General features: G+C 61.3%; 10 protein-coding genes. 3 read left to right on the forward strand and 7 right to left on the reverse strand.

What is annotated here, in order from left to right; genetic code table 11:
- Position 1: 1 nt before the first annotated feature.
- Complete coding sequence (locus ACR0I7_RS13300; RefSeq protein WP_480511781.1) at positions 2–862, reverse strand: FAD binding domain-containing protein; 861 nt, start codon at positions 860–862, stop codon at positions 2–4.
- Positions 863–1,581: 719 nt separating this feature from the next.
- Here ACR0I7_RS13300 and ACR0I7_RS13305 point away from each other — a divergent pair.
- Positions 1,582–1,914: a hypothetical protein gene (locus ACR0I7_RS13305; protein ID WP_480511783.1), complete on the forward strand. Its 333-nt coding sequence runs from the start codon at positions 1,582–1,584 to the stop codon at positions 1,912–1,914.
- 180 nt (positions 1,915–2,094) lie between these two features.
- On the opposite strand, the gene ACR0I7_RS13310 is transcribed toward ACR0I7_RS13305, so the two are convergent.
- Entirely contained in the window at positions 2,095–5,307 is a 3,213-nt protein-coding gene (locus ACR0I7_RS13310) for a reductive dehalogenase (RefSeq protein WP_480511785.1), read from the reverse strand.
- 74 nt (positions 5,308–5,381) lie between these two features.
- On the opposite strand from ACR0I7_RS13310, the gene ACR0I7_RS13315 reads away from it, so the two are divergent.
- Positions 5,382–6,284 (forward strand): LysR family transcriptional regulator, encoded by a 903-nt coding sequence (locus tag ACR0I7_RS13315; RefSeq protein WP_480511787.1) that lies wholly within the window; start codon positions 5,382–5,384, stop codon positions 6,282–6,284.
- On the opposite strand, the gene ACR0I7_RS13320 is transcribed toward ACR0I7_RS13315, so the two are convergent.
- The gene (locus ACR0I7_RS13320) at positions 6,275–7,126 is read right to left on the reverse strand and encodes a LysR substrate-binding domain-containing protein (protein WP_480511789.1); all 852 of its coding nucleotides are present in this window, start codon (positions 7,124–7,126) and stop codon (positions 6,275–6,277) included. The genes ACR0I7_RS13315 and ACR0I7_RS13320 overlap by 10 nt on opposite strands.
- 103 nt (positions 7,127–7,229) lie before the next feature.
- Here ACR0I7_RS13320 and ACR0I7_RS13325 point away from each other — a divergent pair, with 103 nt between their 5' ends.
- A complete protein-coding gene (locus ACR0I7_RS13325) occupies positions 7,230–7,934 on the forward strand; it encodes an SDR family oxidoreductase (protein WP_480511791.1) in 705 nt (234 codons plus the stop codon).
- 4 nt (positions 7,935–7,938) lie between these two features.
- Here the strand turns inward: ACR0I7_RS13325 and ACR0I7_RS13330 are convergent, their stop codons facing one another.
- Genes ACR0I7_RS13330 through ACR0I7_RS13345 form a run of 4 tightly spaced genes read right to left on the reverse strand, consistent with a single transcriptional unit; the run spans position 7,939 to position 13,668 of the window.
- A complete protein-coding gene (locus ACR0I7_RS13330; protein WP_480511827.1) occupies positions 7,939–9,213 on the reverse strand; it encodes an NAD(P)/FAD-dependent oxidoreductase in 1,275 nt (424 codons plus the stop codon).
- Between the two features lie 37 nt (positions 9,214–9,250).
- Positions 9,251–10,285, reverse strand: a complete 1,035-nt coding sequence (locus ACR0I7_RS13335) for an ACP S-malonyltransferase (protein WP_480511793.1) — start codon at positions 10,283–10,285, stop codon at positions 9,251–9,253.
- On the reverse strand, positions 10,282–12,474 hold the full coding sequence (locus ACR0I7_RS13340; RefSeq protein WP_480511795.1) for a dehydrogenase E1 component subunit alpha/beta: 2,193 nt from the start codon (positions 12,472–12,474) through the stop codon (positions 10,282–10,284). Before ACR0I7_RS13340 ends, ACR0I7_RS13335 begins: the two co-directional genes overlap by 4 nt.
- Before the next feature lie 27 nt (positions 12,475–12,501).
- Positions 12,502–13,668: a pyridoxal phosphate-dependent aminotransferase gene (locus ACR0I7_RS13345; protein WP_480511797.1), complete on the reverse strand. Its 1,167-nt coding sequence runs from the start codon at positions 13,666–13,668 to the stop codon at positions 12,502–12,504.
- Positions 13,669–13,741 lie beyond the last annotated feature (73 nt).

Raw genomic sequence — 13,741 nt, forward strand, 5'->3', positions numbered from 1 at the left:
CTTATTCTCCCTTCGCGCGGGCATAGGCGATTTTGGCGGCACGCTTTGCCAGTACGCCCGCAACTTCGGTGCGGAACGCAATGGTACCGCGTTTGTCGTCGATCGGGCTGCAGGCGGCCGAGGCCGCAGTGGCCAACGCCTCCAGCGCGGCATCATCCAGCGTGGTGCCGATGATGGCGCGGGCTGCGTCTTCGACCAGCAGCACGGTCGGGGCTACTGCCCCCAACGAGACACGCGCCTCGGTGATCGTGTCGCCATCCAGGCGCAGGTTCACACCTGCGCCGACCACGGCGATGTCCATTTCGGTGCGCGGGATGAAGCGCAAATAGGCATCCCCGCCATTCTCACCCCGGGCCGGGATATTGATGGCCGAGATCAGCTCTCCCTTTGTCAGTGAGGTTTTGCCGGGTCCAACCGGAATATCTTCGACCGCAACGTCACGCGTGCGATTGGGGCCGGTCACCGTCACCGTTACCCCGGCGGCAATCATGGCCGGGACGGAATCCGCCGCAGGCGAGCCATTGCACAGGTTGCCGGTCAGCGTCGCGCGGCCCTGCACTTGCGTCGAGCCAATCAGGTCCATCGCCTCGACCACACCGGGCCAGTCGCGGCTGAGATCCGGATGCTCGGTCATTTCGGCCCCAGTCACGGCGACGCCCAGCGTCCAGCTGCCATCGTCCTTGCGGGTGATGTCGCTGACGCCGTCGATCTTCTTGATGTCGATCAGCGTATCGGGCGTCACCAGATCCGAGCGCAACTGCACCAATACATCGGTCCCGCCGGCCAGAAATCGGGTGATACCCGTTGCGTCGACTGCCAGCGCCGAAGCTTCGGCAAAGCTGGCAGGGCTGTGATAGTTCATGAGGTTACCTCGCGCCTGTTGAGCAGGTTTCACTGGGGTTCGCATGGACGTTAGTGCAGCCTTTTGCCCGCGTCCATGGCGGGAACGACCTATTCCTTACTTCGGGATGTCGTTTCTTGAGAAGCTTAGCCAACAATTGGCATTTTCTTTGAAGACTTACGAAGCGGATCAAAGACACAAGAACGTGAGAGTTGAAGTAAAATCCAACGTCAGCCTCGAGAAAAGACAGCGCCGCAGCCCATATTCTCAAACTAATGAGACGCCACGTCTCATACTGACGTTACGTTACCAGCTAAAATCGAGTTCTCAATGTGCACAAAAATTTTGCAACAAAACAATCGTTTAGTTTTGCGAGTGACCTCTGTCGTCACAATTGGGCCGTAAGTCGGGTAACAAACAAAGATTTATTCCTAGTTTTAGCCATATTGCCCCTGTCTTTAGCCGCAGCACTTTAAGAACTGATCGGGACAAACAAAAAATGAGCATGTGGTCTTTTCTCACAAAACCGTTTCGCGGAAAAAAAGTTCAGATCTGCATTCCCGGAGATTGCGATAACCCTGCAGAGGCCGAGCAAAAAGACCGCACAAAACGATCAACAGCGGTCGTTGTCGAACTGCACAACGTTAAGTGTGAACACAAAGTTGAGCCTATCACTAGGCCTACACTCCCCGCGCGCCGCGCATCTTGATCTATCTGAGAATTGAATCGGAATACACGAAATGAAAACAACCATCTTCACCGCCGCTTTCGTTGTGGCGGCCAACTTCGCTATAGCTGAAGAACAACAAATCTTTACATGTGTATCGGATGTTGATGGTCAGGAAGTCATTGCCCAGCGCCCTATAGAAAGTGACAAGGGGAGTGTCGTCTTTCACAAAGCGACTGGAGATGCGACCGTTCTGCTTGGGCTGGACGGCCTGACCTTTTTGCACATTGACGGCACGGACGTTTGGACGCTTGCCCTACATTTTCCAAAGATGACATATGAGCTTTCCGCAAAAGGGTCAGAGCTCTTCGAGGATCACGGCACATGCACAGAATCCAAAAGTTGACCGTTTCTTATCTGTTGTCAGTTCAGTCCTCAGCAAACGCCCCCAACCTGTTGCCGCCGCTCAACTCATTCGAACCGATATCCCCTGAGCATTTGACCCCCTCGCGCTCACACGTGATCGGCGGCAACAGGCTGATATGCAACTAACTTCTGTCGCTGTCTGGCGACAACTGACGCGGCGCTAAAGATCGATCTCGATCACACCGTCAGGCTCGGCGGCGCGGCTTTGGCATAAGATCATCGCGCCAGCGCGCTGCTTGTTGGACAGAACAAAATCGCGGTGCTCGACATCCCCCGATATCACGCCGCATTTGCAGACCCCGCAGATGCCATCGGCGCATTTCACATCCACATGAATACCGGCCTCGTTCAGCACCTGCGCCGCGTCTTTGTCAGCGGGCACCACCAACTCGCGGTCTGAGCGCGCCAGTTTGAGTGTAAAGGCATGGTTTTCATACTCTGGCTGTTCAGGAACCGAGAAATACTCCAGATGCCGCGCGTCCTCTGGAAAGCCCTGTGCCTCGGCGGCGTGCAGGACACCCTCCATGTACCGGTCGGGTCCGCAGGTGTAGACATGCCAGCCGTCCTGATAACCCGATAGCAGCGCGTCCAGATCGGCGCGGGTGCCTTCATCTGAGAAATGGTAATGTACGCGATCCGCCCATGGCATCGCGGCGAGGTCCTGAACATATCCTGCCCCGTTGCGGGTGCTGGCAGAGTAATGCAGTTCGAAGTCCCTGCCCAGCGCATGCAAACGATGGGCAAAGGCGATCATCGGGGTGATCCCGATGCCGCCGCCCATCAGGAATGTCTTTGTCGCACTCTCCTCAAGGTCGAAATGGTTGATGGGTTTCGAGATGAAAACCTTGCGCCCCTCGTGAAAGATACGGTGCAATAGGGCCGAGCCGCCGCGCCCCTCATCCTCGCGCAGGACACCGATCTGATAGGTGCTGCGGTCAGACGGGTCGCCCGACATCGAATACTGGCGCAGGAATTCCGGCGCGACCAGCACGTCCAGATGCGCGCCTGCGGTCCACTTGGGCAACGGCGCGCCGTCGAGCGACGCAAACTCACACTTGGTCACATCCGCCGTCATCTTGTCGACCTTGGTCAACGCGACCCGCATCACCGGCGCATCACCGGCCATCTGATAGCGGTGGATGACCGACATATCCCCGGCGGCAACGCGGGCCTTGTATTCCTCGGCCCCGACCATGGCCTCATACGCGGCAATGCCTGCCTCGCGGTCCATAGCAAAGGGATAAGGCCACGGATGGGGTGCCAAATGGGCCGGGTAGACCGCCAGCGTCTGGTCCTCGTATCGCAGGCCCAGATCGGTTTGCAGGTCGCGACGATTCAACGGGCGGGTCGAGGGACGGTAGGCCCCATCCTGCTGCAACTCGATATCCCACCACCATTTCTTGGTGTCGTTCAGGCCCCCGTTGCCGACGGCATCGTCGAGCCGTGCCAACGCTGGCGCCGCCGACGGGATATTCATCGCAGCCCAGCGGAATGGGCGTTCCTTGAAGATACCTTCGAGGTTCCAGGGGCAGGTTTTCATGCACCGGCCACACATTGCGCCGCCTTCGGTGGTGATCCGGTAAGTGGCGCATTTCTGGCTGTCGGATTTCCAGATTTCATAGCCGTTGAACATCAGTTTCGGCCCGGCTGTGATCGCGCCCGACGGGCATTCGCGCGCGCATTTGTTGCAGCTTTCGCAAAACGTCTGCAGGCCGAAATCGATGGGCTTGTCATGGGCCATCGGCATGTCGGTGGTCACCGCACCCGATTTCAGGCGCGGACCCAGATAGGGATTCAGGATCACCTCACCGATGCGTGACACCTCGCCCAGCCCACTGAGCAACAGGAGTGGCGGTTGCAGCACCTCGCCATCCATCACGGTGTGCGCGCGGGCCTTATAGCCAAGGTTGCGGATTTGCTGGGCGATCACCCCACCCAGCAGCGAAAACCGCAAATAGGCGCGCATAGACTGGGCGACGCTGATCCAGTCATCACCGGATGCGCCCTCCATGGTCTCATACCCCTGATCGATGATCATGCTGATGGCCTGATCATGAGGCGGTTCAATCTCGGCCCCGGTGGCGTCATGGGAATACCAGGCCCAGTCCGGGCACCGGCTGAGCCCGACCGCATCGACGCCCAGAAAATAGCTGGCCGCTTTGACATTGGCGGCATTGCGGTCGGCATCTGTGGGCCTGGGCACGTCGGCACTTTCGCCGTCCTGCAGCAGGACAAACGCCCCCAATGCCCGCCGCTGCGCCGAGCTTGGGGCGGATTTACGGACGTATTTTCCGCCCTTTGCGCCGTCTTGCAGCGCCTTGCCCATGTCACCAAACTGGGCGCGGGCAAACATGTCTGCCCGTTTGGGCACACGGGCCACGTTGGCCTCATCAATATAGGTCGTCGGCTTTTCGACACGACGCAGTTTCTCGAACGGATGTGCCCCGTCTTGGTACTGCCGATTGGCAAACGGATCGCGGTTCAGAGCGTTTTTTGAAAACCCCGCGCCCAGCCACCACGCCGGGCCTTGGGTCTTGAACCATGGTTGCTGATCCATCGGAGCCAGTGGCTGATCGTGCGCAATCTCCATCTCTGTCGTCACCGCAGCCAGACCAAAACGCCGCCCCAGCCATGGCGCCACCAACGTGCCATCTTCGACCGAGACCAACCCCGCGGCGACGGCAAGTTTGTTCAGATCAACCTCGGACGTTGTCGCGGTATGGGCGCGCGCGTCATAGCCCAACAGACGGATATAATTCGCCAGCACCACCGCATTCTCGGTTGCCAGCAGGCAGGCGCGGTGATCCTGCGCGTCGATGATCCAGTCTGCGCCCGGCTCGTCCGGTTTGGGGTCACGGTGGTGTTCATAGAGGAACACAATCGCGTGGCGATGCCCGGCAATCGAGCCCGGTGTCGCCTCCATGCTTTCCTTGAGATCGGCCATAATCAGATCGATGCCCGACGCCAGCGTTTTGGTCTGCCGGGTCCGCAGTGCATGGGCCAGCCGGTCGATATCCGGGTTCCGCCTTGGCGTATCCAACAGCGCCTCAGGCACCAGCGGGCCACATCCGATCATCGAGGCGTCGTTGAAATATCCAAACGCTTTCAGATGATTGGCCCGCTCTTCCGGGTCCGCGGGAATCCCGGCGACCGACGGGTTTACGAACCCATCCCGGATCGCATCCATCATCGCCTGAAACTCTCCCATCGCATTGACGATGCTGTACGGGCGCTCGGGCCGGTGAAAGCTGAGCAGCCTCATCGGCGCTATCGCAGACAAATCCGGCAGTGCGGCCTGCCGCGCCAGCCGCTCAAGCGGATAGCCCCCCATGTGAACGGGTCGGTTCTTGTCCGAGAAAAAACGGATTCCCATATGCGCCTCCTGCAGGTCTTCGTCCTCTACAGGGCGGTGGACAGCAAAACCATTCATGAATAGTCATACATGGTATGAACAAAATCGATTTTACTGAGCTGGACGGCAAGGTCCTGCGCATCTTTCTGACCATTCTCGAGGAAAGCTCGGTCTCGAAAGCCGCTGACCGCCTGGGGGTCACGCAATCCGCGACCAGCCACACATTGGCCAAGCTGCGGCAGGTGTTGGGGGACCCACTGTTTGTGCGATCCGGGCAAGGGCTGACCCCAACCGAGCGCGCCCTGTCGCTGAAAGAGCCGGTGCAGAAGGTTCTGGATGGCCTGCGCGCGCTGACCGAAGAGCGGCCATTCGATCCGCAGGCCGAAGATATCGAGGTTCAGATCGCCGCAAACGACATGCCGCGCGAGCTGATCTTTCCAGACCTGCTGCGTCGCGCACGGGCCGAAGGCGTGCGCCTGCGGCTGAGTTTCATTCCGTCAGGCGTGCCCGACCCCGACCTTTTGCGCAGCGACCGGTGCCAGTTGATGCTGACCCCGTTGCCACCCGACGGGCCGGACATTTTCCAAAAGCACCTGATCACCAGCCCGTTGATGATCTACTACGACGCAGACCGACGTGACCCGCCTGACAGCTGGGCGTCGTACTGCGATACTGAACATGTCGAGGTGCGGTTTGCCGAGGGCCGCAATGCCCGCGCGGTGATGCGAGGTGTGGATCAGACCCGTATCAGGCCCGCCACCGTGACGCTTCCGCATTTCAACGCGATCCCGTCTTTTGTGAAAGGCAGCGACCTGATCTCGACCGATACCGCGCTGATGAAAGAGGGCCCGTTATCCACGCTGGATTGCGCGCCCCTGCCCTTTGCCTGCGACACGGTGTCAATCTACATGGTCTGGCACCAACGCTCGTCCAATGACCCGGCACATCGCTGGCTGCGCCGCCGGATCGAAGCCGTCGCGACCCAGCTTCAGGCCTGAGAGATAAGCCAGTCGCGCATCAGCGCCACCAAGGCCGGCTGGCGCGGCTTCTTGGGGGTCACAACAAAGAACCCCAGACCGTCCCGCAAGGCTTCGGTCAGAGGCTGCACCAACTGTCCCGAGGCCAGTTCGGCCGAGACAAGCGGCAAACTGGCCAGCGCAATCCCCTGTCCCGCAATCGCGGCGTCAATGGCGAGGCCCGTCTGGTTAAAGCTCATCATGCGCGGTTTGCCCGTCACACCTGCACGTTCGAGGAACAGCGGCCAGAGCCCATGAGAATCGCTGAGCAAGACATGTTGCAGCAGATCTGCAGGCGTCGAGATCAGCGCGGCCAGTTCAGGGCTGCAGACAACGATGAATTCGGACCCAAAGAGCGGACGCGCATCAACATCGGGCGCAAAGCGTGCCCGGCTTTGCCGCACCGCCAGATCGATGCCGTCGTTCCGAAAGTCGGCCAGCTGTTCCCGGGCATCAACCTGCACCGAGATATCGGGATGTTTCGCCGTAAAGTCGTTGAGCCGCGGCACCAGCCATTTCGAGGCGAAACTGGGCGGCACTGAAATCGCGATCTTGCGTTCACCCGATAGGTCCTCAACAGCTTCTTCGATCAAATGAAACGCCCGGCGCAAAGGCGGTTGAAGACGGCGGCCCGCGTCTGTCAGGCGCAACCCGCGCGGCAGGCGATCGAATAACATCTGTCCCAACCGCGCCTCAAGCCCTCTGACCTGCTGGGCCACGGCCCCCTGAGTTACGCCAAGCTCTTGCGCGGCGAGGCGAAAATTCAAGTGACGTGCAGAGGCTTCGAATGCGCGCAGCGCGTTCAGCGGGGGCAGAGCAGTCATGGGATCACACAGTAGATTTTCTACAGCATAGTAGCAGCAGAACTGATTGGTCAAACCTCTTCGTCAGGCACATCTTGAGTGCAGATCAAAACGGAGAGAGATCATGGCTGAAAAAGTTGCGCTGATTACTGCAGGCGGCAGCGGAATGGGCGCGGATGCAGCGCGGCGTCTGGCTGCGGATGGCTTCAAGGTTGGCATCCTGTCCTCATCGGGCAAGGGCGAAGCGCTGGCGCAGGAGCTTGGCGGGGTTGGTGTCACCGGCTCGAACCAGTCGACGGACGACCTGCAGAAACTGGTGGATGCAGCGATGGCGCATTGGGGTCGCGTTGATGTGCTGGTCAATTCCGCCGGTCACGGCCCCCGCGCGCCCGTGCTGGAGCTCAGCGATGAGGACTGGCATCAGGGCATGGAGGTCTATTTCCTGAACGCCGTGCGCCCCACCCGGCTGGTCACGCCGATCATGCAGGCGCAGGGTGGCGGTGCCATCATCAACATCTCAACCTTTGCCGCCTTCGAGCCTGACTCAGTCTTCCCGACATCTGGCGTGTTCCGCGCAGGGCTTGCGGCCTTTACCAAGCTGTTCTCGGACAAATACGCCGCCGACAACATCCGCATGAACAACGTTCTGCCCGGTTTCATTGACAGCCTGCCCGAGAAGGAAGAGTTCCGCGCACGCATCCCGATGGGGCGTTATGGGCGCAGCTATGACGAGATCGCCTCGGTCGTTGCCATGCTGGCCTCGGACGGCGGCGGTTACATCACCGGTCAGAATATCCGCGTGGACGGTGGCATCACGCGATCGGTCTGATCGCTCAGCGCCGTGCCCTAATAAGATGGGTCAGCGCCGCGCCGGTTTCGAAATAGACGCGGCGCAGGCCAGCCCAGCGCTCGCGATAGGTTGGGCCAGCCGGCACCGGCAGCAGCGACGGGTCGTCCTGCAACAGGCTGGCCGCCATTTGCCGCCCGAACACCGTTCCGGGCCCGATGCCGCGACCGGAAAATCCATGTGCCGACAGGGCACCGGGGCCAAGGTCGGTGATCTTAGGAATATGGTCCGAGGTCATTGCAATCCGCCCGTGCCACCCTTCGACCAACGGCTGGTCAGACAGCTGCGGGTAGAGTTCCGCCAGTTTGCGCCGCACCCATGCAGTATGGGTCAAGCGCCCCGGACGCCCCAGATCGCCCATCCCTCCGATGATCAAACGCCCGCTCTGATCCGTGCGGAATGAGGTCATGATCAGACCGGTGTCCCAACACCCTTCGCCAGCAGGCAGGATACCAGCGCGCAGATTGTCGGACAGGGGGCCTGTGGCGTATTGAAAGTAGTACACCGGCACATAGGCGGGCGCGGTCTCGGGCAGACCCGCATGATAGGCGTTGGTGGCCTGCAGAACCTTGCCTGCACGCACGGTCCCGCCAGGCGTGGTCAGAATCCATAAGCCATTGTGGTGGTGCATCGACTGCACCGGGCTCTGCTCGCAGACCTGTGCCCCGGCAGCGCGTGCCGCGCGCGCCAACCCATGCACATAGGCCAAAGGCTGTATCGTCCCGGCGCGCAGGTCCAGCAACGCTCCATGAAACGCTGAGCTGCCCGTGCGCTGGCGCGTGGCGTCGGCAGACAGCACCTCAACAGGTGCGCCTAAGGCGCGCAACTGAGCCTGCCGTTTGTGAAGGTCCCGCAGACCCGCGGCTGAATGGGCGCAATGCAAGGTTCCGTTCCGGGTCGGCTCGCACTCGATCTTATGTTCGTCAATCAGGCGGAAAACATCCGAAGGGGCCGCGGCCAGCAGATCGATCAGACGGGTCCCCGCGTCGCGACCCAGATGGTGGCAAATCTCATCGGGGGGCAACCACAACCCCGCATTCACCAGCCCAACGTTGCGACCCGATCCGCCGTGGCCAATAGTCTTGGCCTCAAGCAGGCAGACCGAGGCCCCCGCCTGCGCCGCGTGCAGAGCAGCCGAACAGCCGGTATAGCCGCCGCCGATGATCGCCAGATCCATCGTCACATCCCCGCTCAGCCGCTCCGTTTCGACGCGTTCGCAGCTGGTAGTCTGCCAAAGGCTGTGATCGGGGTTCTGCACCATGGACCTCTGTTCAATTTTTCGGATCATTAGCCCGGTCTCAGCCGGTTGCAAGCGCTCTTTGATCGTCGCGCCCCATGGCGATCAGCAGCGGCTGATCCCGTTGCCGCGCCATGAATGAGGCCTTGTCGGTCATCCCGCGCCACTGCGCCAGCACCAGCGATTGCGCGACCGCGCCGCCCAGCGTAGCCCCCGGGCCGGTCACGATAAATAGGTCAGGCGCAAACTCTCGCGCAGCGGTCTGTATGGCGTGGGTAAAATCATACGTCTCGGTCACCTGATGACCCAGCGTATAGTCCCGCAAGGCGGCGGCATCCGTTGCTCCGGGCCACCAGATTTTGCCGCGCCCGTCGATCAGCGGGCGGTCCGGCTGGCCGAACAGGTCCGAGCCCAGCTGCGCACGCCCTTGGGCGGCGACAGGGGCCTGCAGGCCCGTGTGAAAGGCGGCGTGATTGGCCAACCGCATTGGGAACCGGTCCTGCAGCACCGGCTGCGAGACCTCAAACGCGCCCAGCCCCTCTTCGTTCCCTGCCAGAACCAGCATGCCCCCCAGATCAATGGACAACGCCAGATCGTGCCCGTCCATCGCGTCGATGCGGGCCACATCGGCCAGCAAGTCTGCCTTGCGCGCGGGATCGTTCTGCCATGCCTCCTCCATGAAGGGATAAACCAGTTGCCCGCCAATCAAATGCTGCTGCATCAGCGTGCCCATGGTGTTAACGACGCGAAAGCCGTTTTCGGCGCTCACCGCCCCTGCGGCGGCCAGCGCGATGTACCATCCCATCGAGTTGCCAGTGACGGCCACCACCTCGATATCATCAGCCAGCGCCTGCGCATCCGCGAGAGAGCCCGCATAGATCAGCGGCGACGCAACATCCCCGCGTGAATATTTCGAGACCGAGAACCGCCCGGCCCCGTCCAGCTTACTCACAGTTTCCTGGCCCATCGCGGTCCGCTGGGCATCGAACGCGCGGAACAGGTCTGACCGGTCCGCATGGTGGCGGTGCAGATACCCCAGTTCCGGCTTGTTATAAGTCCCCCGACCGGGGCAGATCACGACGGCAGTGCGGGTCATTTTTTGGCTCCGGTCAAAGACAAGGCGGCGGCGACAATACCGTCTTTCGAGGGCAGTGGCGCGGCATAGGCAGGGCCGGTTGCGATAAAGCAGTCTTCGGCGGCAACGCGCGCGGTGTGCGTTTTGCTGTTGTTCTCCTTGAAGAAGGTCATAAGCCCCTCGGACTGGCTGCCGGTCTGGCGGCATTCGTCGACGATCAGCACGTTCTTGCAGCCTTTGGTCGCCTTCAGCAGTGCCTCAGCAGGCAGAGGAGCCAGCCAGCGCAGGTCGATGATACGGGTGCGCACACCCGCAGCCTCAAGCTCGGGCAGGGCCTGGTGCGACATATAGTGCCCGTTGCCATAGGTGACGATGGCCAGATCAGTGCCTTTGCCCTGCACACCGACCTCGCCCAGCGCGATCTTTTGATCTGGCGAGGGATAGCTAGTCATCCAGCCCGCATCCTGCGCGGCATGCAGATCGCGCATGGGGTAAAGGGCGATAGGCTCAAGGAACACCACAAGACGCTGTTCCTCGCGCGCCAGACGCACGCATTCACGCATCATCCGGGCGGCATCTGCCCCGGTCGACGGGCAGGCGATGATAATGCCCGGAATGTCCCGCAACACGGCCAGTGAGTTATCATTGTGGAAATGCCCGCCGAATCCTTTCTGATAGCCAAGCCCGGCAATGCGCAGCACCATCGGGTTGGTGAACTGGCCGTTCGAAAAAAACGGCAGCGTTGCGGCCTCGCCCCGGATCTGATCTTCGGCATTGTGGAGATAGGCGAGAAACTGGATTTCCGGGATCGGAACAAAGCCGTTATGGCCCATGCCAATAGCCAGCCCCAGAATGGATTGTTCGTCCAAAAGCGTATCGATCACCCGGTCCGGGCCAAAGCGTTGTTGCAGCTTTTGCGTAACGCCATAGACACCGCCCTTGCGGCCCACATCCTCGCCCATGCAGACAAGTTCGGAATGTTCCAGCATCAGATCGGTCAGCGCCCAATTGATCAGGCGGCTCATAGGCTGCGGGTCATCCATTGCGCGCATGTCGCCCCCGAACGCACCGGCGCGCGCCTCGGCACTGGGGCCGTTGGTGGGTTTGCAGGCACGTTTGGGCGGGATCAGGCTGGCCGCGACCTCGGCGGCATTGGCCAGATGCGGACGGGTCGCCGCCTCGGCCGCGATCCGATCTGTCCGAGCACAGGTGTCGGTGTAAATCCGCAGCGCCTGATCCGGCGACAACGCCCCGGCCTGATCCAGCAGGCGCACAGTATGCAAAAGCGGGTCGTTGGCCTCGTCGCCTTCAACCTCAGATTTGCTGAGATAGGTGGTCGGCACATCCGCTCCCGCATGCCCATAAAGGCGCACGGTTTTCAGGTGCAGGAATGCAGGCTTGCGCCGTTTGCGGACATAGTCTGCGGCCTCTTTCGCAACCGCGAAGGTCTCAAAAATATCCAGCCCGTTGGCCTGAAAATATTTGATGCCTGGGCGATGCTCCATCGAAGCCTGGATCCAGCCTTTGGGCGTTTTCACCGAGATACCGATGCCATTGTCTTCGCAGACAAAAAGCAAAGGCAGCGGCGTCGACTGCACGCTGGTCCAGCCCGCCGTGTTGATCGCGCCCTGCGCCGTCGAATGGTTCGCGGATGCATCCCCAAACGAACACATGGCGATCCCGTCGGCCGGCAGGGTGCGATGTTCGGGATCATGCCGCCGCGCCGCACCCAGACTGTAGGCGGCCCCAATCGCCTTGGGCAGATGGCTGGCAATGGTCGAGGTCTGTGGCGGGATCATCAACGCCTTCGACCCCAGCACCTTGTGCCGCCCGCCCGAAGTTGGATCCTCTTTCGAGCAGGCAAAGCTGAGCAGCATATCCCAGGCAATCTGCTGCCCCGGCACCTGCTCGGCGCGGGCGATCTGAAAGGCCGCATCGCGATAGTGCAGAAAGGCGATATCGGTCGGGCGCAGAGCGTGGGCGACTGCGGCCATGCCCTCGTGCCCGGATGAGCCGATGGTATAGAACCCCTGCCCCGCCTTCTGCATGGCACGGCTGGTGCGATCCAGCGCCCGGCTGAGCACCTGCGCCTGATACAGCGACACGGCCTCGTCATTGCGCAGGCCCGGCACAGGTGGCGCACCGTCGGGAAGCGCGCCATCTGCAACGCGGGTCAGGAAATTCTCGTGAACGATCTGGGCGCGGTCCATGGCAGGGCCTTTTGTTTGGTTCTGACTTTAGATTGCCGCAACAGCGCGGGTGATGCGGGCAAGCCCTTCGGTCAGGCTGCTGGTCGCATAGGCGAAGGACAGGCGTAGATGACCGGGCATCCCGAAGGCGCGGCCCGGCACCAGCGCCACGCCCGCCTCTTCGAGCAGGTAGTGGCAGAATTCGTGGTCAACCGGCATCTTTTCCGGGGTCTTTGGAAAGGCATAAAAAGCCCCGTCGGGCACCGCGCAGCAAAGCCCGGCTGCGTTCAGCCCATCCACAACCAGATCGCGACGGGTGCGCAGCTCGGTCAGGCGCTCGGCCAGCAGGTCCTGCGGCCCGGTGATGGCTTCAAGCGCGGCGGCCTGCGCGATGGAACACGCGCCGGATGTGATTTGGCCTTGCACGGCCACCATGGCCTTGATCAACTCAGCCGGGCCGATACCCCAGCCGATCCGCCAGCCGGTCATCGAATACGCCTTGGACACCCCGTTCACGATCAGCGCGCGATTGACCAGCGCTGGCACCGCCTGAACCAGAGAGGTAAACGGCACATACGCGAGATGCTGGTATATCTCATCCGATATCACCCAGACGCGGGGGTGTTTTTCCAGCACCCGACCGAGCGCCTGCAGTTCATCTTTGGAATAGATCGCGCCGGTTGGGTTCGACGGCGTGTTGAGCAACAGCCAGCGTGTGCGGGGTGTGATGGCAGCCTCAAGCTGTGCGGGCGTCAGCTTGAAATCCTGTTCGGCGGGACAGTCCAGCACGACCGGCACCCCGCCTGCCAGCTTTACCATATCGGCATAGCTGGTCCAGAATGGCGCGGCAGTGATAACCTCGTCGCCGGGGTTGAGCGTTGCCATGAAAGCCGCCGACAACACCTGCTTTGCCCCTGTTGACACAATCACATTGGCAGGTTCGGCCCCGGCTTGCGCCGCGATAGCAGCCCGCAGCGCCGAGGTCCCGGCGGTGGCCGGATAGCGGGTCTGCCCCTCAAGCGCGGCGCGATGTGCGGCTGCGACCACATGTGCAGGCGTTGGAAAATCCGGCTCACCTGTGCTGAGGGCTACAATGTCTGCACCCTGCGCCCGCAAACGCGCCGCACGTTCCGAAATCTGCACGATCTCGGACAGGTCGATACCGTCAAGCCGTTGGGCGCACTCCAGCGCGCCCGGACTGGTCTGTAGGGTCATGACACATGCTCCGCCTTTTGGATGGCCCACCCCATCTATCCCGCTGGCAAAGGCAGAATGCCAGTGATATTGC

The sequence above is a fragment of the Ruegeria sp. AM1 genome (assembly GCF_056540745.1).